The organism is Mycobacterium sp. NGS51, from assembly GCF_059812525.1.
Genome location: NZ_JCALCV010000011.1, coordinates 1 through 19574 on the forward strand (window position 1 = coordinate 1; position 19574 = coordinate 19574).

A 19574-nucleotide genomic window follows, 5' to 3' on the forward strand; every position below is an offset into this window, starting at 1 on the left:
AGTCGGCCGGGGACACGCACGCTCGCGGTAAAGGTGGTGTCACACTTCCGCGGGCTGTCTCGTCTGAGGGGTATGACACAGAAAACCCGTATCGAGCCCCTGCCGCCGAAGAAGGCCCCGCTGTGGATCCGCGCCGCCTACCGCTACGCCAAGCGGCGCTTCGGCGAGGTCCCCGAGCCGTTCACCGTCGCAGCCCACCATCCACGGATCTTGGCCGCCAACGCCGTACACGAATCCATGCTGCAGTCAGCATCACGCAAACTGCCCGCGAGTGTCCGCGAGCTGGCGGTCTTTTGGACTGCGCGGACCATCGGGTGCTCCTGGTGCGTCGACTTCGGATCCATGCTGCAACGACTCGACGGGCTCGACATCGAGCGGCTCAAGGACATCGACAAGTACGCCACCTCACCGCATTTCACCGATGACGAGCGCGCCGCGATTGCCTACGCCGACGCGATGACCACCGATCCGCACACCATCACCGACGACCAGGTCGCCGACCTACGCGCCCGCTTCGGGAATGCCGGCGTGGTCGAGTTGAGCTACCAGATCGGTGTGGAAAACATGCGGGCCCGGATGTATTCGGCGCTGGGCATCACCGAGCAGGGCTTCAATTCCGGTGACGCCTGCCGGGTTCCGTGGCTTAACCAGCCCGCAGCGGAGAGCCGGTGAACTTGTCAGGGTTGGCGATATCCCAGATAGCACACACCTTCCCCTCACGCACCGTCATCGCGGTGACGCGCGGCATCATCGCCTGATAGCCGTCCTCACCCGGGGAGCCTGAGGTGTAGGCGCCCAGCTCGCCGTTGACCAGCGCCAACTGGTTGGCGGTGACGAAAGCGGGTCCATAGCGTTGCGCGAGACCCAACACGAAACGCGCCACCTTGTCCGGTCCGTGGATGACCCGGGCGGCGGTCGGCGCCCTGCGGTTGGAGTCGCCGGTGAACGTCACGTCCGGATGCAGCAGGGCGACGGTGGCGGCCAGGTCGCCGGCGGCGATCGCCGCCATCAACTTGCCCACCACCTCGTTGTGAGTGGTGTCCGGCTTCGGTGGCGGCGAGTCGGCCACTGCCCGGCGCGCCCGCGATGCCAACTGCCGCGCGGCGGCCTCGCTGGTTCCCAGCACGTCGGCGACCTCGGCAAACGGCACCGCGAACCCGTCGTGCAACACGAACGCCACCCGCTGGTCGGGGCCCAGCCGCTCCAGCACCACCATCGCCGCGAAGCGGGCGTCCTCGTTGGCCACCACCGTTGACAGCGGATCGGCGTCGTCGAATCCGGTCACCACCGGCTCTGGCAACCATTCGCCCACGTAGCTTTCCCGCCGGTGGGCCGCCGAGCGCAATCGGTCGAGCGCGAGGCGGCTGACCACGGTCGTCAACCAGGCCCGCAGGTCCGCGATTTCGGCATCGGTGCCCTCCCAGCGCAACCAGGCCTCTTGCACCATGTCCTCGGCGTCGGCAAACGTACCGGTCAGCCGGTAGGCAACGGTCAGCAAATGCGGGCGTAAGGCCTCGAATTCGGTGACGTCTGAAGCCGTCGTCATTGCTTCAGCTTAAGTTCGCCCGCCACCAAAGCACCCACCGGCGCAATTTTCGAGTTAGTATCATTAACATGAAAAGGGCGCGGCCCTATCGGATGACCGCTCGAGCGGCCGCTGCCGCCCAAACCGCCGACAACATCCTGATCGCGACCAAAGAGCTGGTCGCGGTGAAGGCGTTCGCCGATATCACCCTCGCCGACATCGCCGCGCGTTCCGGCGTGACGGTGCAGACCATCCTGCGCCGGTTCGGTGACAGGGATTCCGTGTTCGCCGCTGCCGTAGCCCACTTCGCTGCCGAAGTCCACGCCAGGCGGGGCGACGCGGTCCCGAACAACCTCGACGACATCGTCACCAACCTGGTCCGGCACTACGAAGAGTGGGGGCCGTTGATGCTCAAGATGCTCGGCGAGCACACGGCCTCCCCTGCCGTCGGCGACGCCGTGGCGGCCGGAAAGCAGTATCACCGCGACTGGTGCCAAGCAGTGTTTCCCGACGCGCTGGCCCGGCTCGGCGAGCCTGGACGATCGCGGCGGCTGGCGCAGCTGGTTGCAATTTGCGATCTACGCACCTGGGAACTGCTGCGCATCGACTCCAGCCTGAACTGCGAGGAAACCATCGCCGCGCTGCAAGAGATGCTCGAACCGCTCACGACGAAAGAGCCGTAATGGCAACTATTTTGGCGTACACCTCGCCCGCGTTGGGCCATTTGTACCCGATCTGCGCGTTGCTGACCGAACTCCACGAACGCGGTCACCGCGTCGTGTTGCGCACTCTGGCCGCGGGCGTGCTCACCGGTCGCCGAGCCGGATTCGCCACCGAGGCCATCGACCCACGCATCGAGGACATCGTGATGTCCGACTGGAGGGCGCCCAATCAGCGGGCGGCATTGACGTTGGCCTGCGCCACCTTCGCCGAGCGCGCGGCACATGAGATCGGCGACCTGCGTGGCGCGATCGATACCGTTGCGCCGGATGCGTTGATCATCGACACCAACTGCTGGGGCGCCGCCGCGGTCGCTGACGCCGGGGACGTTCCTTGGCTGACGTTCTGGCCCTACACCCCGTTTCTGGGATCCCGCGATGTGCCGCCGTTCGGACCGGGCCTGCGGCCGTGGCCCGGCCTGGCCGGCCGGATACGCAATGCGGCGCTGCGCCCGATTGTGCTCGGTGCGGTGGAAATGGCGATGTTAGGTCCGCTCAACAGGGTTCGCGCCGACGCGGGTGCCGTCCCGGTCGGTTCTGCCGACGAGTTCGCCCGGCGCGCGCCGCTGGTCCTGGTCGCCACTGGCGAGCCGTTCGAATATCCGCACCCGGATTGGGGTGGCTCAGTCCAGCTGATCGGTCCCTGCGACTTTGACCCCGCAGGTGAGCCGCCGCCATGGCTCGACGACATCGACTCACCCGTCGTGCTGGTCTCCAACTCCTCAGAACGTCAAGACGACGCCGCGCTGGCGCTCACGGCCCTCGAAGCGCTGGCCGATCAGCCTGTGCACGTCGTCGCCACGTTGCCTACCGGCGTCCCGAACGGCATCACGCCGCCGCGCAACGCCACCGTCAAAGCGTTCGTGCCGCACGGCGCCGTGTTGGATCGGGCGGTCTGCGCGGTCACCCACGGCGGTATGGGGACCACGCAGAAGGCGCTTGTGCGCGGTGTGCCGGTGTGCGTCGTGCCGCATGGCCGCGACCAGTTCGAGGTGGCTCGGCGCGTCGAGGTCTCCCGCAGCGGAACCCGCCTTGCTGCCCGGCGGCTAAGCCCGATGCGGTTGAAATCCAAGGTGTTGCAGGCGATGTCGATGACCGAGGGCGCACGACGGGTGGCGGACGGGTTCTCGGCCACCGGCGGCGTTAGCTACGGCGCTGATCTCATCGAGCGGCGGTTGCTTGGCCAACGCGGGCCGGCCTAGGCGTCGGCAGCCGGCGCCGAGCGTAACGCCACTGATAATTCGAGCGCCCAAAAGCGCCGTGGCGTTACGCTCGCGGTCAACATGAGCGAGAATCTGTCAGCCAAGGCCGAACGGCATCTATGGGGTCACTTCGCCCGGCATGGACCCGGCATTACACCGCCGATCATCACCCGCGGCGAAGGCGTCACGATCTGGGACGACCGCGGCAAAAGCTACCTCGACGGACTGTCCGGGCTGTTCACCGTGCAGGTCGGACATGGCCGCGCCGAACTCGCCGAGGCGGCCGCGGCGCAGGCCCGCACACTGGCGTACTTTCCGCTGTGGTCCTACGCCACGCCGCCGGCTATCGCGCTGGCCGAACGGCTGGCGCGCTACGCGCCCGGCGACCTGAATCGGGTGTTCTTCACCACCGGTGGCGGCGAGGCGGTGGAAACCGCGTGGAAACTGGCCAAGCAGTACTTCAAGCTCACCGGAAAACCCGGGAAGTACAAAGCGATTTCGCGGGCCGTCGCCTACCACGGCACCCCGCAGGGCGCGCTGGCCATCACCGGGGTGCCGGAGTTCAAGACCCCGTTCGAGCCACTGGTACCGGGCGCGGTGAAAGTGCCCAACACGAACTTCTACCGCGCAGCTGAACCGTTCGACGCCGACGCCAAAGCCTTTGGGCGGTGGGCCGCCGACAGGATCGCCGAGGCGATCGAGTTCGAGGGCCCCGACACCGTCGCCGCGGTGTTCCTCGAACCGGTGCAAAACGCCGGCGGCAGCATCCCGCCGCCGCCCGGCTATTTCGAGCGGGTCCGGGAGATCTGCGATGACTACGACGTGCTGCTGGTCTCCGACGAAGTGATCTGTGCCTTTGGCCGCATCGGATCGATGTTCGCCTGTGACGATTTCGGCTACCTGCCCGACCTGATCACCTGCGCCAAGGGGATGACGTCGGGGTACTCGCCGATCGGCGCGATGATCGCCAGCGACCGACTGTTCGAGCCCTTCGACGACGCGACGACGATGTTCCCGCACGGCTACACCTTCGGCGGGCATCCGGTCTCGGCCGCTGTCGCGTTGGCCAACCTCGACATCTTCGAACGTGAGGGCCTGACCGATCGCGTCAAACACCACACAGCCGACCTGCGTACCGCTTTGGAGAGGCTCTACGACCTGCCGATCGTCGGCGACATCCGCGGCGACGGCTACTTCTACTCGATCGAATTGGTCAAAGACCAGACGACCAAACAGACCTTCAGCGCCGAGGAACGCCAGCGGTTGCTGCCCAAGCTGTCCGCGGCGATCTACGACGGCGGGCTGTACTGCCGCATCGACAACCGCGGCGACCCGGCGATCCAGTTGGCGCCGCCACTGATCAGCGGCCCAATCGAATTCGACACCATCGAATCGATTCTGCGCAGTGCGCTCACAGAGAGTCATCTCTAGTCTCGCGAAAGTGCAACTACCGACGTATTTCTCGAGGAACAGCGTCGGTAGTTGCACTTTCGCGGCAAGAATATCGACCCGGTCCGCTGGCAGCCACCACCGGTCGACCCGCTTCCCGACATGCCGACGGCGAGCATCACAGTCGTCCCGCTGCCCGGCAATGGACCGGCCTGGAAGACGGTTCCAATGTCACCGAAACATCCGACGGCACAATCTATTTCACCGAATCGACGTGTGATTTTCGTTTCGAGGACTACACCGCGGCGGTCATCGAGGCACGCGGACGCGGCGGCCTGTTCCGGCTCGGTACCGACGGCACCGTCACTTCGCTGGTCGACGGACTCTACTTCGCCAACGGGGTAACGGCGACGACTGACGAATCGGCGCTGGTCTTCGCCGAAACCCAGGCGCGCCGGCTGTCGAAGTACTGGCTGACCGGCCCGCATGCCGGTTCGGTGACACCGCTGGCGGTGAATCTGCCCGGCATGCCCGACAACCTGTCCACGGGTGCCGACGGGCGGATCTGGACGGCGATGGTCGCCCAGGCCAATACTGCGCTGGAATGGCTGCTGCCACGCCCGCCGATCCTGCGCAAGATCGCGTGGCGACTGCCCGACCGCATGCAACCACGGATCAGACCCGAGGTGTGGGCCGTCGCGTTCGACCCGGACGGCGGTGCGCCCGTCGCCGGCCTACGTACCAGCCATCCCCACTTTGGCGTCGTCACCGGCCTTGTCGAAAGCGCCGGCAAGCTATGGATGGGCACGATTGGCTTCCCGGCCGTCGCGCACGTCGAGCTTGCGGCGGCCGGCGCCCGTTGAACCTCGCCTTTTAACTTCTGCAACATCAGTCACAGCGCGGCTCCGCTGAATCGGGCCGCCGATCGCCTACCCTGCACACACGATGGTCTTCCTACGTTCCGCATCGTGCCTGGCAGCAGCGGTTTTCCTAGCCGCGGCGCCGAGCCTTCCCGCCGCCGTGGCCGAGCCCGACGCCGCGCCGGACGCGTGCCGCTACAAGGTGTCCACCCCGCCGGCGGTGGATTCGTCGGAAGTGCCCCAGGCCGGTGATCCGCCGCTTCCGCTGCCGGTGCCCCCGTCGCCAGTCGGCGGCAACGCACTGGCCGGCTGCGGTGTCATCGCCGCGCCGGACACGCCACCGGTGCCCGACGACATCTCCGCCGAGGCGTGGGTGGTGGCCGACCTGGACAGCGGCGCCATCATCGCCGCCCGCGACCCCCACGGTCGGCACCGACCGGCCAGCGTCATCAAGGTGCTGGTCGCGATGGCATCGCTCAACGAACTCAACCTCAACAAGACCGTCAACGGCGCCCCGGAGGACGCCGCCGCAGAGGGCACCAAGGTGGGCGTCGCGCCCGGTGGCACCTACACCGTCAACCAGCTCTTGCATGGGCTGCTCATGCATTCCGGCAACGACGCCGCCCACGCGCTGGCCGTGCAGCTGGGCGGCATGCAGGTCGCCCTGGAGAAGATCAACACGCTGGCCGCCAAGCTCGGCGGGCGCGACACGCGCGTCGCGACACCGTCCGGATTGGACGGGCCCGGCATGAGCACTTCCGCCTACGACATCGGCCTGTTCTACCGGTATGCCTGGGAGAACCCGACATTCGCCGGCATCGTCGCGACACCGACCTTCGACTTCCCCGGCCACGGCGATGCCCCGGGTTATCAGCTGGAGAACGACAACCAGTTGCTCGCACACTATCCGGGCGCGCTGGGCGGCAAAACCGGCTACACCGACGACGCCGGTCAGACGTTCGTGGGTGCGGCCAACCGGGACGGTCGCCGGCTGATGGCCGTACTGCTGCACGGCACCCGTCAGCCGATCGCGCCGTGGCAACAGGCCGCACATCTGCTGGACTACGGATTCGCCACGTCCCCGGGCACTCGGGTGGGAACGCTGATCGAGCCGGACCCGGCGCTGGTGGCCGCCAAACCCGTCGCCGATGCCGATGGCGACGGTCTCGCCGCCCGCGCCGCTGCCGCCATCGTGCCGCCCGCCGACGCGCTGCCGGTGCGAGTCGGCGTGGCGGTCATCGGCACCATCATCGTGTTCGGCTTGATCATGGTCGCGCGCTCGCTGAACCGCAGGCCGCAGCGCGAATTCTGAGCACCCGGCGCATACCACATGGCCTGGCGCCGGGCCGATGCATGCCTGGCCACTCCATAACGGCGCGCGCAGCCTAACGTGGGAGGGCGTATGCCAATGTCACGCGCACGAGTCAGCAGCCGGATGAGAATGGGCCGCGTCAATCAGGCGCAGCTGTCGCGACGAGCGCTGCTGGTCGGGATCACCGCGGCAAGTGTTGGCCTGATCTGCGGCTACGACCTGTCCAACATCGCCGGCGCGCTGCTGTACATCACCGACGGCTTTCACCTCAGCACCCACCAGCAGGAGCTGGTCACCACGGCGGTGGTCATCGGTCAGATCATCGGGGCCATGGGTGGCGGGCCACTGGCCAATGCGGCCGGGCGGAAAAACTCCCTCACCCTGGCCACCGCCGCCTACGCCGTATTGGCGGTGCTGGGCGCGGTGTCGTCGTCGTTGCCGATGTTGCTGGTGGCACGGCTGTTGCTCGGGCTGACCATCGGGCTGTCCATGGTGGTGGCACCGGTATTCGTCGCCGAATCCACGCCGGCCGCGGTCCGCGGGTCCATGCTGGTCGCCTACCAGGTGGCAACCGTCGTCGGCATCATCCTCGGTTACGTAGCGGCCTACCTGCTGTCCGGCTCGCATGTGTTGACCGGTTCAGAGAGCTGGCGATTAATGCTGGGGCTGGCCGCGCTGCCCGCGGTACTGGCGCTGCTGCTATTGCACCGGTTGCCCGACACCGCTCGCTGGTACATGCTCAAGGGCCGCGTTGCCGATGCACGCCGGGCGCTGCAGCGGGTCGAGCCGGACCGCGATGTCGAAAAAGAACTCGCCGAGATCGGCCGCGCGCTTCGCGAAGAAAGCGAAGAAACCGGCGGCGTCATCGCCGAGATGGTGCGCCGCCCGTATCTGCGAGCCACCGTCTTCCTGGTCGGCCTCGGATTTTTCATTCAGATCACCGGTGTCAACGCCATCATCTGCTACGGCCCGCGGCTGTTCGAGGCGATGGGTTTCCGCGGCAGCTTCGCGTTGCTGCTGTTGCCGGCGCTGGTTCAAGTCGCCGCGCTGGCCGCGGTGGTGGTCTCGCTGCTTCTCGTCGACCGGCTGGGCCGCCGGCCAATTCTGTTGGTCGGTATCGCCACGATGATCGCCGCTGACTTCCTGTTGATCCTGGTGTTCGCCGTGGGTTCGGACTCCTACGACGCGCTCACCGTGTTCGGGTTCATCGGAGTGCTGATCTTCATGATCGGCTTCACTTTCGGCTTCGGCGCGCTGGTGTCGGTGTATGCCGGCGAGAGCATGCCGTCGCGGCTGCGGTCGCTTGGGTCCAGCGCAATGCTCACCGCGGATCTGGTGGCCAATGCGATCGTCGCCGGTGCGTTCCTGTCGATGCTGAGTTCATTGGGCGGCGCGGGAACCTTCGCGGTGTTCGGGGTGTTCGCGGTCGCAAGCTTCGTCTTCGTCTATCGGTTTGCTCCCGAGACCAAAGGCCGGCAACTGGAGGACATCCGGCACTTCTGGGAAAACGGCGGCAGCTGGCCCGAGGAGTTGCCTACCACCGCGCCACATACGCCGTCATGGCTCTAATCGCTGCCGGCACGATCGTTCTCGAACAGCGGGTCTACCGGCCCGGGTGGCTGGAAACGTCTGGTGACCGGATCCTGGGCTGCGGCGCCGGCCCCCCGCCCCGGCCGGCCAATGTCAACCTGCCGAGCGCGATTGTGGTGCCGGGGTTCGTCGACATGCATGTGCATGGCGGCGGTGGCGCGAGCTACACCGACGCCGACAGCGCAGACATTGCGCGGGCGGCGGCGTTTCATCGCCGGCACGGCACCACCACGACATTGGCGAGTCTGGTCACGGCATCCCCCGCCCACCTGCGCAACGCGGTGCGGGCACTGGCCGAAGCGACGCAGGCCGGCGTCGTGGCCGGCATCCACTTGGAGGGGCCGTGGCTGAGCCCGGGGCGGTGCGGTGCACACGATCCTCAACAGATGCGCGACCCGGAGCCCGCTGAGATCGACACCCTGCTGGCGGCGGGCGAGGGAGCGGTCCGAATGGTTACCTTGGCACCGGAACGGCGCGGAAGCGACAACGCGATTGCTCGCTTTGTCGATGCGGGAGTCGTTGTGGCTATTGGACATACCGATGCGAGCTACGACCAGACCCGGCAGGCCATCGCGCTTGGCGCGACGGTCGGCACCCATCTGTTCAACGGCATGCGGCCGCTGCACCACCGCGACCCCGGGCCAGCGCTTGCGCTGCTGCAGGATTCGCGGGTAACGGTCGAGTTGATCGCGGACGGGGTTCACGTCCATCCCGCTGTGCTGTCGGCGGTGATCGCGACGGCAGGACCTGATCGGGTGGCGGTGGTCACCGACGCTATTTCGGCGGCCGGGATCGGCGACGGCGAGTTTCGGCTCGGGACAATGGAAATTGAGGTCGTCTCGACGGTGCCACGGGCGCGGGGGACGTCGACCATCGCGGGCAGCACCGCGACCATGGATCAACTCTTCCGGGCGGCGGCCGTGGATGCGGGGCTGCTCGCTGCGGTGCAGATGACGTCGGCGACCCCGGCGCGTGCGCTCGGGCTGAATGACGTCGGGGCGCTCTGCACCGGCCGCAAAGCCAACCTTGTCGTGCTGGACGGTGATCTAGTGGTGACCGCCGTGATGGCCTGCGGCGAATGGCTCGAACCCACGGTGTTGGGCTAGCTGAGGGCTAGCTGCCCACCGGTGTCCTGACAGCTGCTGTCACATCCGGCGACGGTGCCACGTCTTAACCGTGAACCCATTCGATCTGGAGGACACGATGAATGTACTGCTGTGGACCCTGCAAGTGTTGCTTGCCGTCGTCTTTACGGTGTCCGGGCTGGCGAAAATCAGCTGGCCCAAGGACCGGCTCATCGCAACCGGCCAAACCGGTGTTGCGCCGTTTCCGCTGCCGGTGGTCCGCGTGACCGCGTTCTGCGAATTGCTTGGCGCCGTAGGAATCCTGATGCCCACGATCACCGGAGTCGCGCCGTACCTGACTTCGCTCGCCGCGCTCGGCTTCGTGGTCGTCATGATAGGCGCAATGAGCTCGCACGCGTATCTTCGTGAGCCGCGCAGTGTCGCGGTGAACATCCTGATTCTGATCGCCGCGGTCACCGTAGCCGTTGGCCGCGCGCCGGTGATGTGAGCATGCATGCATTCCGCGCCGCCGTCGAGGCGGGCGATATCGACACAATCGGCACACTGTTCACCGACGACGTAGTTCTGCACAGCCCAGTCGCGCACCGGCCCTACACCGGCCGGACCACCGTGGCAGCGATCATCTCCGCGGTCGCGACCGTCTTGCACGAATTTCGCTTCGAAAGGGAAATCGACGCAGGCGCCGCCGATCACGCGTTACTGTTCAACGCCACCGTGGACGGTTTGCAGATCCAGGGCTGCGACTTCCTGCACAGTCGCGACGACGGCTTGATCGACGAATTGACCGTGATGGTCCGTCCACTCAAAGCCGCCACCATCTTCGCGCAGCAGGTGACCGCAGAGCTCGGAAGAGCCGGGCTCCCTTAGGCTTTGCTATCCTCGAGCCGGTCAGCAACTGACAACCCGACGAGGTGCACCGTACCGGGCCAGACAAGACGGCGCTGCGGAGGTGCACGATGGCCTGGGTGGTGTTGGTGATATCCGGAATGCTGGAAGCGGTGTGGGCGACGGCCCTGAACCGATCCGACGGCTTCTCCCGACTGGGCGCCTCACTGGTTTTCGTTATAGCGCTGACGTTGTCGATGGCGGGGTTGGCGTTCGCGATGCGCAGCTTGCCGACCGGAACCAGCTATGCGGTGTGGGTGGGCATCGGCGCGGTGCTCACCGTCGCTTACGCCATGCTGACCGGAGACGAAGCCGCGTCACTGATCAAGGTGCTGCTCATCGCCGGCGTCGTCGGTTGCATCGTCGGCCTCAAGGTGGCCAGTTAACGCCGACGCAGCAGCCGGGAAAGCCCCAGTGCGCCAATAGCTCCCGCCGCTACCGCGGCCAGCACCTGCCGAGCGCTCAAACCGTCGTCGGACTGCACCCGGGGGGTGATCATCGCCGGGTCGGGCGGCGCTACGGGCGCGGCGAGCAGATTCTCCGGTGAAGTCGCCGCCCAAGCGGTAGCGAACAACAGCAGACGGGCGGTGATGTAGACGAACACCATCAACCCCAGCACCGGGCCGAACGTCGCGCCGGCCGGGGTATGCAGCACCGACCGCAGATAGATCGACCCGACCAACTTGAACACCTCGAACCCGATCGCGGCGAGCAGTCCGGCTCGTATCGAGCTGGCAAAGCTGATCGACGCCCGGGGCAGCCGGGCGATCATCCAGGTGAACACCAGCCACGACACCACCACCGACATCAACACCGACACGCCGCGGAAGATCACGTCCAGCATCGGCACGTTGTGAATGCCCAGCCAGCCAAGCACTTTGGCCATCGGTGCGGCACTGGCCAGCGCGCTCAGCGCCAAGGTCGCGATGATCGCGACGAACGTGGACACCATCGCAAACAGATCCGACAGCTTGGTCCGGACGAATCCGGGTCGCTCGCCGCGCTGCATCCACATCTCGCTGAGCGCTTCGCGGAGATGGGCCATCCAGCTCAGGCCCGCCCACGCCGCGGTGGCCAAACCGATCAGGCCGACTGAGGCGCGCGAGTCGATCGCGGTATTCATCAAATCGACGACCTGTTGGCCCAAGTTACCGGGCACACTGGCCCGCACCTTGTGGTCGATCTCGGCCAGTAGCGCGGGCCGGCGCGACAAGACGAAGCCGCCAACGGCGAAACCGACCATCAGCAAGGGAAACAGCGCAAAGATCGTGTAGTAGGTGAGGCCGGCCGCGAAATAGTTGCCCCTGGCGTCATTGAAACGCTCGTTGGCCTGCATCACGCGGTCGAACCACCCGTACCGCGCACGCAGCCGATCCAGAAGTCCGGGTTGGGCCGATTCGCTCATGACCTCCGCATCGTCGCGGACTAGAAACGTCGTGGAAGAAACCCTAGCCGGTCGTAGACACGATCGACCGTTTTTGCCGCCACATCCTGCGCTCGTGCCGCCCCATTAGCCAGCACTGACTCCAATTCGGCCGGATCTGCGAGCAACTCGTCGACCCGGGTCTTGATCGGTGTCACGAATTCGACGACGGCGTCGGCGGTGTCCTTCTTCAGGTCGCCATAGCCCCGCCCGGCGTAATGCCCTACCAAGGTGTCGAGGTCGACACCGCTGACCGCGGACTGGATCCCGAGCAGATTCGACACCCCGGGTTTGGCCACCGGGTCATAGCGGATGTCGCGTTCGCTGTCGGTTACCGCCGAGCGAATCTTCTTGGCCGACAACCGCGGATCGTCGAGCAAGTTGATCAGGCCGGCGTCGGTCGCTGCCGATTTGCTCATCTTGGCTGACGGGTCTTGCAAATCGTAGATCTTCGCGGTGACCTTGGGGATGAGCAGGTCGGGAACGACGAAAGTATCCGGGAACCGGCTGTTGAAGCGCTGCGCGACATCGCGGGCCAATTCGAGATGCTGGCGCTGGTCCTCGCCGACCGGCACCAGTTCGGCGTCATAGGCCAGCACGTCGGCAGCCTGCAGTACCGGGTAGGTGAACAGCCCCACCGTCGTCGACTCGGCGCCCTGGCGCGTCGACTTGTCTTTGAACTGCGTCATCCGGGAGGCCTGGCCGAAACCGGTGAAACAGCCCAGCACCCAAGCCAGCTGCGTGTGGGCCGGCACGTGACTTTGCACGAAGATCGTGCTGCGGGCCGGGTCGACGCCCAGCGCGAGATACTGCGCCGCGGTGACCAGCGTGCGCCGCCGCAACACGTCGGGCTCCTGCGGGATGGTGATGGCGTGCAGGTCGACCACGCAGAAGAACGTGTCATGGTCGTCCTGCAACTCGGCCCAATGAGTCACCGCACCCAGAGCATTGCCGAGGTGAAGCGAGTCAGAGGTGGGCTGCACACCGGAGAAGACCCGGCGGGTTGCGGTAGCGGTGTTCATGATGGCTCGATCTTTTCACGCGGGCCCCGGCCGGCGGCCCACGGTCACTCAGTCGGGCCCGTGATCCCAGGTGCGCGGCATCATCGGCGCCGTGGAGCCGCCGCCGTAGGAGTCACCGGTCACTGTGGTCAACCCCGCCGGCTGTGCCCCGGCCACCGTGCGTTCGGTCCCGGCAAATCCCATTGGTCCCGCGCCCTGATCCGAGGCCACGACCGCGGGCTCTGACTCCAGGTCCATGTATTCGTACCCGCGGCCCAGTTGTGTGACCTCCGCCCGCCGGTGCCGCCCACCCGGGGCCTGGTCTTCCATAGCCGCCGCAGCCACCAAAGGCTGAGCACCGTGGGCATGTCGCGCCTTCTTGCGGCGGGCGCTGGTGCTGGCCGCCCGCCGCGCATCGGCGGTCAGTCCACCGAGCATGTACGCCAACCCGTCCATGGTCAGACCCACCGGTGGCGCTGACGGCGCCGGCGGCGGGGCCACGGGTGCCGGCGGCGCCGGGGCCGTTGCCGGCGCGGGGACGGGCGACGGTGCAGGTGCCGGAGCCGGGACGGGAGGCGGGGTCGGCGCCAGCGCCAATGCCAACGGCGGAGGGGCCGGGATGACGGGCATCACCGGGATGCCGTGCAGGTGCAAACCCACGCCCACGGCGCCGCCCAGCAGTACCGGTGCAGCCACCAGCGGAACCAACGGAAGGGTCAGCAGCGGCAGAAAAACCGGCAGCAGGGTCGTCTCCAGCAAAGTCTTGAGCAGCGCGATGGTGTCGGTGATGATCGTGCCGATGGCTTCGACGGTGGTGAACAGAATGGTGAAAGCGATCGTCGCGGGGTTACCGGTCGCGAATGCGGCGGCAAGATCCGCCCCGATGAATCCGAAGGTTTGCGACAGCAGCGCAACGTACGTTCCGATGTCCATCGGGTAGCCGAGGGCGAACGCAATGTTGGCCGGGTTGAGGTAGGTCAGCGGATTACCGAGCACCGGCAGCCAGGGATCAAACCCGGCGAACATGTCCTGGAAGAACGGGTCGCTCATCAGACCGTCGATCAGCGGTTGGAAGACCCTGTCGAAAAAGTCGGTGAACCCGCTGTTGTTCAGCCAATCAAGGACGTCGTCCTGCCGGTCGGGGGGCAGCGGTGACGGCTGATCGGCAGCGGCCGCCGAGGTGTCGGCTTTCATGATCTGCGGCGCAGGCGTGGTTTGCGGTGACGCCGCGACCGCAGCGGTGGCGACAGTTTGATAGGTGCCCATCACGGTGGCGGCCTGAATCCACATCCGCACGTAGTCGGCCTCGTTCAGCGCGATCGGAATCGCGTTGACGCCGAAGAAATTCGTCGCCACCAACGCCGCGTGGGCGGCATGGTTGGCGGCCAGCTCGGCCAGCGTCGGCATGGCCGCCAGCGCACTGATGTAGGCCGTGGCGGCGGTTTCATGCCGGGCCGCTCGCACGGCGCTATCGGTGGCGGCTTGCATCAGCCACGCCAGATACGGCGCGTGGGCGGCCACGTAGCTCTCGGCGGTCGGACCGTCCCACGTCCCGGCCTGCACCGCTCCCAACAGCGCGGTGAGTTCCTCAGCCGCCTCGAGGTATTCGGTGCCCAGCGAATTCCACGCCGTCGCAGCGGCCAGCAGCGAGCCGGGGCCGGGACCACTGGACAGCAGCGTCGAATGCACTTCCGGCGGCGCGGCCATCCAAATTGGCGCGGTCACCGCCCACTACCTGAAATCGCAGCGGATTTATCGAAATGGGCAGCCGCGACGGCCGACCCTGACATGCATGGCATGGCGATTCGTCAGCTCTCTCGGGGTACACCGCCCCGGGTAGCAGGATGCGACGACGCGAGTGTCCTGGCTCTCGGATCGTTGCTCGCCTCGCCTTCCAGCTCGCAGCCGTGGCGGATGAGGGTCGCTCCCCGATGACAGTGGCGGGACCGCGCCGGACTTGCACCGGCTTCCTGCAACGTCGTCGCCTTACCGGCGGATTATGGCATGCCAATCCCGTCATTCGCGAATCAGTCGCAAGACGCCGGCGATCTGCAATTCCAATGGCGCAATTGCGAGTACCGGCGGTATCGCCATAGTGTCGGCATATGCGCGCGCCAATTCATCTGGGTACCGGAGAACCGGTCCTGCTGCTACATCCTTTTCTGATCTCGCAGCTGGTATGGGAGACCGTCGCCCAGCAATTGGCCGACACCGGCCGCTATGAGGTGTTCGCCCCGACGATGGCCGGCCACAACGGCGGGCCCTACTCGGGTACCTGGTTTCTGAGCTCGGAGGTACTGGCCGATCACGTGGAGCGGCAACTCGATGAGCTGGGCTGGAACACCGCCCACATCGTCGGCAACTCGCTGGGCGGCTGGGTGGCGTTCGAACTGGAGAGCCGGGGCCGGGCCCGCACCATCACCGGAATCGCCCCGGCGGGCGGATGGACGCGGTGGAGCCCGACCAAGTTCGAGGTGATCGCCAAGTTCGTGATGGGCATGCCGGTATGGGCGCTGGCCCGCTGGCTCGGGCCGCGCGCGTTGCAACTGCCGTTCAGCCGCCGGCTGGCCACCCTGCCGATCAGTGGACCACCGGAAGGCGTCAGCGAAGCCGAGCTCCGGGCGATCATCGACGACGTTGCGCACTGCCCGGCCTACTTCCAGTTGCTGATCAAAGCGCTGTTGATGCCCGGACTGGCGGACTTGGCGCAGACCGCCGTTCCCGCCCATCTGGTGATCTGCGAAAAGGACCGGGTCTTTCCGGGGCCGAGATCCCACCGCTACTTCAGGGGCCAACTTCCCAAGGGCACGCAGGTGACTGAGCTGGACGGTGTCGGTCACATCCCGATGTTCGAAGCGCCGGGCCGCATCACCGAAGTCATCACCGATTTCCTCGACCAATACAGCCCGCCGATTCGCGAGATCAGGTCGAGCTGAGGGCCTTGTCCAGGTTCTCGGCGATCGTGTTGAGGAACTCCTCGCTGGTCTGCCAGTCTTGATCCTTACCGATCAGCAGTGCGAGGTCCTTGGTCATCTGGCCACCCTCGACGGTGGTGACGACGACGTCTTCCAGCTTCTGAGCGAACTCGCTCACCTCGGGGGTGTTGTCCAGCTTGCCGCGGTGCTGCAACCCCCGGGTCCACGCGAAGATCGAGGCGATCGGGTTGGTGGAGGTGGGCTTGCCTTCCTGGTACTGACGGAAATGCCGCGTGACGGTGCCATGCGCGGCTTCGGCCTCGACCGTCTTACCATCGGCGGTCATCAGCACCGACGTCATCAGCCCGAGTGAACCGTAGCCCTGCGCCACCGCGTCGGATTGCACGTCGCCGTCATAGTTCTTGCAGGCCCAGACATAGCCGCCCTCCCACTTCAGGCAGGCCGCCACCATGTCGTCGATCAACCGGTGCTCGTAGGTCAGTCCGGCTTTGTCGAACTTGTCCTTGAACTCCTCGTCGTAGATGCGCTGGAACTCATCTTTGAACATGCCGTCATAAGACTTGAGGATGGTGTTCTTGGTCGACAGGTACACCGGGTAGTTCTCTTGCAGGCCATAGGCAAACGACGTGCGGGCGAAGTCCTGGATCGATTCCTTGAAGTTGTACATCCCCATCACCACACCGCCGTCTTCGGGAATGCTCACCATTTCATGCACAACCGGCTCGCTGTCGTCATTGGGCGTGAAGGTCAGTGTGACGGTGCCGGGGCGGTCCACTTTGAAGTTCGTCGCACGATACTGGTCGCCAAAAGCGTGCCGGCCGATGATAATCGGCTTCTTCCACCCGGGAACCAACCGCGGAACGTTCGAAATCATGATCGGCTCGCGAAATATTGTGCCGCCCAGAATGTTTCGGATCGTTCCGTTCGGCGACGACCACATGGTCTTGAGGTCGAACTCCTTGACGCGGGCCTCGTCGGGGGTGATGGTCGCGCACTTGACGCCGACGCCGTGCTTCTTGATGGCATAGGCGCAGTCGATCGTCACCTGGTCGTCCGTGTCGTCGCGGTGCTCGATGCCCAGGTCGTAGTAATCCAGGTTGATGTCGAGGTGCGGAAAGATCAGCAAATCCTTGATCCACTGCCAGATAACACGTGTCATCTCGTCGCCGTCGAGCTCTACTACCGTGCCTTTGACTTTGATCTTTCCGCCGTCAGACATCTGAGTCCGATCCTCCTACCCGACGATTAACGCCGCCTTGTGGGCAACCTGGTGAGCCCGCGGGTGAGCAATCTCTCTCGACCCAACACTACAAGGGGTGCCCCGGACCGGACGGTTCTGAACAATCAGGATTCAGGCGGTCGTGACCTGGGCGTCGAGTGCAGCGTTGAGTGTTTTACTCGGGCGCATCACCGCAGTCGTCAAGGCGGCGTCCGGCGCGTAGTAGCCGCCGATGTCGACCGCCTCGCCCTGCGCCTCGGCCAGTTCGGCAACGATGACGTCTTCGTTTTCCTTCAGGGCATCGGCCAGTGCGGTGAAGTGCTTCCGCAGATCCTCGTCATCGTTCTGGGCCGCCAGCTCTTGCGCCCAGTACATGGCCAGATAGAACTGGCTGCCGCGGTTGTCGAGCTCACCGGTCTTGCGCGACGGGCTCTTGTTGTTGTCCAGCAGCTTGCCGATCGCGGCATCCAGCGTCGTGCCCAGAATCTCGGCGCGCTCGTTGCCGATCTTGGCGCCCATATCCTCCAGGCTGGCGCCCAGTGCCAGGAACTCGCCCAGCGAGTCCCAGCGCAGGTGATTCTCCTCCACCAGTTGCTTGACGTGCTTGGGCGCCGACCCGCCCGCCCCGGTTTCATACATTCCGCCGCCGGCCATCAACGGCACGATGGACAGCATCTTGGCGCTGGTGCCCAACTCCAGGATCGGAAACAGGTCGGTCAGGTAGTCGCGCAGGATGTTGCCGGTCGCGGCGATGGTGTCCAGCCCGCGGATCAGCCGTTCCAAGGTGTATCGCATCGAACGAACCTGCGACATGATCTGGATGTCGAGGCCCTCGGTGTCGTGATCTTTCAGATACGTCCTGACCTTCTTGATCAGTTCGTTTTCGTGGGGCCGGTAGGGGTCCAGCCAAAACAGCACCGGCATGCCGGAGTTACGGGCGCGGGTGACGGCCAGCTTCACCCAGTCGCGGATCGGCGCGTCCCGCACGATCGGCATCCGCCAGATGTCGCCGGCTTCCACATTCTGTGACAGCAGCACTTCGCCGGTGTCGAGGTCCACGATGTTGGCGACGCCATCGTGGGCTAGCTCGAATGTCTTGTCGTGCGACCCGTATTCCTCGGCCTGCTGCGCCATCAGCCCGACGTTGGGAACGGTGCCCATGGTCGCCGGGTCGAAAGCGCCGTTGGTCTTGCAGAAGTTGATGATTTCCTGGTAGATGCGGGCGAACGTGGACTCGGGGTTGACGGCCTTGGTGTCCTTTTGCCGTCCGTCGGCGCCGTACATCTTGCCGCCGGCGCGGATCATCGCCGGCATCGAAGCGTCTACGATCACGTCGCTGGGCGAGTGGAAGTTCGAGATTCCCTTGGCCGAATCGACCATGGCCAACTCGGGGCGGTGCTCGTGACAGGCGTGCAGGTCGCGAATGATCTCGTCGTGCTGCGATGCGGGCAGCGACTCGATTTTGTTGTAGAGGTCCACCAGGCCGTTGTTGACGTTGACCCCGAGCTCGTCGAACAGCTTCTGATGCTTGGCGAACGCGTCGGAGTAGAAGACCTTGACTGCGTGGCCGAACACGATGGGGTGGCTGACCTTCATCATCGTGGCCTTGACGTGCAGGGAGAACATCACGCCGGTCTTGCGTGCATCCTCCATCTGTTCCTCGTAGAACTCGCGCAGAGCTCGCACGCTCATGAACATGCTGTCGATGATGTCGCCTTCGGCCAGTGGCACCTTCGGCTTGAGCACGATCGTCTCGCCGCTTTTGGTCACCAGCTCCATCTTCACCTCGCGCGCGCGGTCCAGCGTCATCGACTTCTCGCCGTGATAGAAGTCGCCGTGCCGCATGGTCGCCACGTGAGTGCGCGACGCCATCGACCACTCCCCCATGCTGTGCGGGTGCTTGCGCGCGTACTCCTTGACCGCCTTGGGCGCACGGCGATCCGAGTTGCCTTCCCGCAGCACCGGATTCACCGCGCTACCCAAAACATTGGCGTAGCGCTTTCTCAGCTCCCGTTCCTGATCGGTTTTCGGGTTCTCCGGGTAGTCGGGAACTTTGAATCCCTTTTCCTGCAGCTCTTTGATCGCCGCCACCAGCTGTGGCACCGAGGCGCTGATGTTGGGCAGCTTGATGATGGTGGTGTCGGGCAGCTGCGTCAGCCGGCCGAGTTCGGCGAGGTTGTCCGGCACGCGCTGCTCTTCGGTGAGGTAATCGGGGAAAGCGGCCAAGATACGGGCCGCCACCGAGATGTCGCTGGCTTCGATCTTGATGCCCGCCGGTTCGGCAAAGGCCCGCACGATCGGCAGAAAGGCGTATGTCGCCAACAGCGGCGCCTCGTCGGTCAACGTGTAGATGATGGTCGGCTGTTCGGCGCACACGGTCTGTCTCCCGGCGTCTCAAGTCAGATTTGTCAGCGGCTGGCGTATGTCT

General features: G+C 65.6%; 16 protein-coding genes, 2 pseudogenes and 2 riboswitches. Of the genes and pseudogenes, 12 read left to right on the plus strand and 6 right to left on the minus strand.

Features of this window, described 5'->3' with window-relative positions; all coding sequences use genetic code 11:
- Window positions 1-672: carboxymuconolactone decarboxylase family protein (locus tag AC5Y5W_RS14625; RefSeq protein ID WP_500022391.1), on the plus strand; the 672-nt coding region annotated here is incomplete at its 5' end.
- Here the strand turns inward: AC5Y5W_RS14625 and AC5Y5W_RS14630 are convergent.
- A complete protein-coding gene (locus AC5Y5W_RS14630) occupies window positions 644-1546 on the minus strand; it encodes a sigma-70 family RNA polymerase sigma factor (protein WP_500010772.1) in 903 nt (300 codons plus the stop codon). The two genes, AC5Y5W_RS14625 and AC5Y5W_RS14630, sit on opposite strands and share 29 nt — an antisense overlap.
- 68 nt (window positions 1547-1614) lie before the next feature.
- Between AC5Y5W_RS14630 and AC5Y5W_RS14635 the strand changes: the two genes are divergently transcribed.
- The 10 genes and pseudogenes from AC5Y5W_RS14635 (at window position 1615) to AC5Y5W_RS14680 (ending at window position 10953) form a co-directional block, all read left to right on the plus strand.
- Window positions 1615-2208 carry a TetR/AcrR family transcriptional regulator gene (locus AC5Y5W_RS14635; RefSeq protein WP_500010773.1) on the plus strand — a complete coding sequence of 198 codons (594 nt, stop codon included), beginning with the start codon at window positions 1615-1617 and terminating at the stop codon, window positions 2206-2208.
- Window positions 2208-3446, plus strand: a complete 1239-nt coding sequence (locus tag AC5Y5W_RS14640) for a nucleotide disphospho-sugar-binding domain-containing protein (protein ID WP_500010774.1) — start codon at window positions 2208-2210, stop codon at window positions 3444-3446. Before AC5Y5W_RS14635 ends, AC5Y5W_RS14640 begins: the two co-directional genes overlap by 1 nt.
- A pseudogene (locus AC5Y5W_RS14645) lies at window positions 3447-4877 on the plus strand (aspartate aminotransferase family protein); the annotation flags it as partial.
- Window positions 4878-4997: 120 nt separating this feature from the next.
- Window positions 4998-5698 (plus strand): annotated as a pseudogene (locus AC5Y5W_RS14650) (SMP-30/gluconolactonase/LRE family protein).
- 82 nt (window positions 5699-5780) lie between these two features.
- Complete coding sequence (gene dacB1 / locus AC5Y5W_RS14655; RefSeq protein ID WP_500010775.1) at window positions 5781-7007, plus strand: D-alanyl-D-alanine carboxypeptidase DacB1; 1227 nt, start codon at window positions 5781-5783, stop codon at window positions 7005-7007.
- Window positions 7008-7085: 78 nt separating this feature from the next.
- The gene (locus tag AC5Y5W_RS14660) at window positions 7086-8576 is read left to right on the plus strand and encodes a sugar porter family MFS transporter (RefSeq protein WP_500010776.1); all 1491 of its coding nucleotides are present in this window, start codon (window positions 7086-7088) and stop codon (window positions 8574-8576) included.
- The gene (gene nagA / locus AC5Y5W_RS14665) at window positions 8567-9703 is read left to right on the plus strand and encodes an N-acetylglucosamine-6-phosphate deacetylase (RefSeq protein ID WP_500010777.1); all 1137 of its coding nucleotides are present in this window, start codon (window positions 8567-8569) and stop codon (window positions 9701-9703) included. Before AC5Y5W_RS14660 ends, nagA begins: the two co-directional genes overlap by 10 nt.
- Window positions 9704-9773: 70 nt before the next feature.
- A complete protein-coding gene (locus AC5Y5W_RS14670; RefSeq protein WP_500010778.1) occupies window positions 9774-10169 on the plus strand; it encodes a DoxX family protein in 396 nt (131 codons plus the stop codon).
- Between the two features lie 2 nt (window positions 10170-10171).
- A complete protein-coding gene (locus AC5Y5W_RS14675) occupies window positions 10172-10549 on the plus strand; it encodes a nuclear transport factor 2 family protein (RefSeq protein ID WP_500010779.1) in 378 nt (125 codons plus the stop codon).
- Between the two features lie 15 nt (window positions 10550-10564).
- Window positions 10565-10627: riboswitch (guanidine-III (ykkC-III) riboswitch) on the plus strand.
- 11 nt (window positions 10628-10638) lie between these two features.
- A complete protein-coding gene (locus AC5Y5W_RS14680) occupies window positions 10639-10953 on the plus strand; it encodes a DMT family transporter (RefSeq protein WP_500010780.1) in 315 nt (104 codons plus the stop codon).
- Here the strand turns inward: AC5Y5W_RS14680 and yhjD are convergent.
- Genes yhjD through AC5Y5W_RS14695 form a run of 3 tightly spaced genes read right to left on the minus strand, consistent with a single transcriptional unit; the run spans window position 10950 to window position 14716 of the window.
- Window positions 10950-11972, minus strand: a complete 1023-nt coding sequence (gene yhjD / locus AC5Y5W_RS14685) for an inner membrane protein YhjD (RefSeq protein ID WP_500010781.1) — start codon at window positions 11970-11972, stop codon at window positions 10950-10952. The genes AC5Y5W_RS14680 and yhjD overlap by 4 nt on opposite strands.
- Before the next feature lie 20 nt (window positions 11973-11992).
- Window positions 11993-13012: a tryptophan--tRNA ligase gene (gene trpS, locus AC5Y5W_RS14690; protein ID WP_500010782.1), complete on the minus strand. Its 1020-nt coding sequence runs from the start codon at window positions 13010-13012 to the stop codon at window positions 11993-11995.
- Window positions 13013-13060: 48 nt separating this feature from the next.
- On the minus strand, window positions 13061-14716 hold the full coding sequence (locus AC5Y5W_RS14695; protein WP_500010783.1) for a PPE family protein: 1656 nt from the start codon (window positions 14714-14716) through the stop codon (window positions 13061-13063).
- A gap of 111 nt (window positions 14717-14827) precedes the next feature.
- Window positions 14828-14987: riboswitch (cobalamin riboswitch) on the minus strand.
- 109 nt (window positions 14988-15096) lie between these two features.
- Between AC5Y5W_RS14695 and ephH the strand changes: the two genes are divergently transcribed.
- Window positions 15097-15927 (plus strand): epoxide hydrolase EphH, encoded by an 831-nt coding sequence (gene ephH / locus AC5Y5W_RS14700; RefSeq protein WP_500010784.1) that lies wholly within the window; start codon window positions 15097-15099, stop codon window positions 15925-15927.
- Here ephH and AC5Y5W_RS14705 read toward each other — a convergent pair.
- Window positions 15914-17146: an NADP-dependent isocitrate dehydrogenase gene (locus AC5Y5W_RS14705; RefSeq protein ID WP_500010785.1), complete on the minus strand. Its 1233-nt coding sequence runs from the start codon at window positions 17144-17146 to the stop codon at window positions 15914-15916. The genes ephH and AC5Y5W_RS14705 overlap by 14 nt on opposite strands.
- A gap of 132 nt (window positions 17147-17278) precedes the next feature.
- Entirely contained in the window at window positions 17279-19522 is a 2244-nt protein-coding gene (locus tag AC5Y5W_RS14710; RefSeq protein ID WP_500010786.1) for an NADP-dependent isocitrate dehydrogenase, read from the minus strand.
- Window positions 19523-19574 lie beyond the last annotated feature (52 nt).

Excerpts from the sequence above, each read along its gene's own strand:
- AC5Y5W_RS14630 (WP_500010772.1), bottom strand. The coding sequence starts at position 1,546 with ATGACGACGGCTTCAGACGTCACCGAATTCGAGGCCTTACGCCCGCAT.
- AC5Y5W_RS14635 (WP_500010773.1), top strand. The coding sequence starts at position 1,615 with ATGAAAAGGGCGCGGCCCTATCGGATGACCGCTCGAGCGGCCGCTGCC.
- AC5Y5W_RS14640 (WP_500010774.1), top strand. The coding sequence starts at position 2,208 with ATGGCAACTATTTTGGCGTACACCTCGCCCGCGTTGGGCCATTTGTAC.
- dacB1 (WP_500010775.1), top strand. The coding sequence starts at position 5,781 with ATGGTCTTCCTACGTTCCGCATCGTGCCTGGCAGCAGCGGTTTTCCTA.
- nagA (WP_500010777.1), top strand. The coding sequence starts at position 8,567 with ATGGCTCTAATCGCTGCCGGCACGATCGTTCTCGAACAGCGGGTCTAC.
- AC5Y5W_RS14675 (WP_500010779.1), top strand. The coding sequence starts at position 10,172 with ATGCATGCATTCCGCGCCGCCGTCGAGGCGGGCGATATCGACACAATC.
- AC5Y5W_RS14680 (WP_500010780.1), top strand. The coding sequence starts at position 10,639 with ATGGCCTGGGTGGTGTTGGTGATATCCGGAATGCTGGAAGCGGTGTGG.
- yhjD (WP_500010781.1), bottom strand. The coding sequence starts at position 11,972 with ATGAGCGAATCGGCCCAACCCGGACTTCTGGATCGGCTGCGTGCGCGG.
- trpS (WP_500010782.1), bottom strand. The coding sequence starts at position 13,012 with ATGAACACCGCTACCGCAACCCGCCGGGTCTTCTCCGGTGTGCAGCCC.
- ephH (WP_500010784.1), top strand. The coding sequence starts at position 15,097 with ATGCGCGCGCCAATTCATCTGGGTACCGGAGAACCGGTCCTGCTGCTA.
- AC5Y5W_RS14705 (WP_500010785.1), bottom strand. The coding sequence starts at position 17,146 with ATGTCTGACGGCGGAAAGATCAAAGTCAAAGGCACGGTAGTAGAGCTC.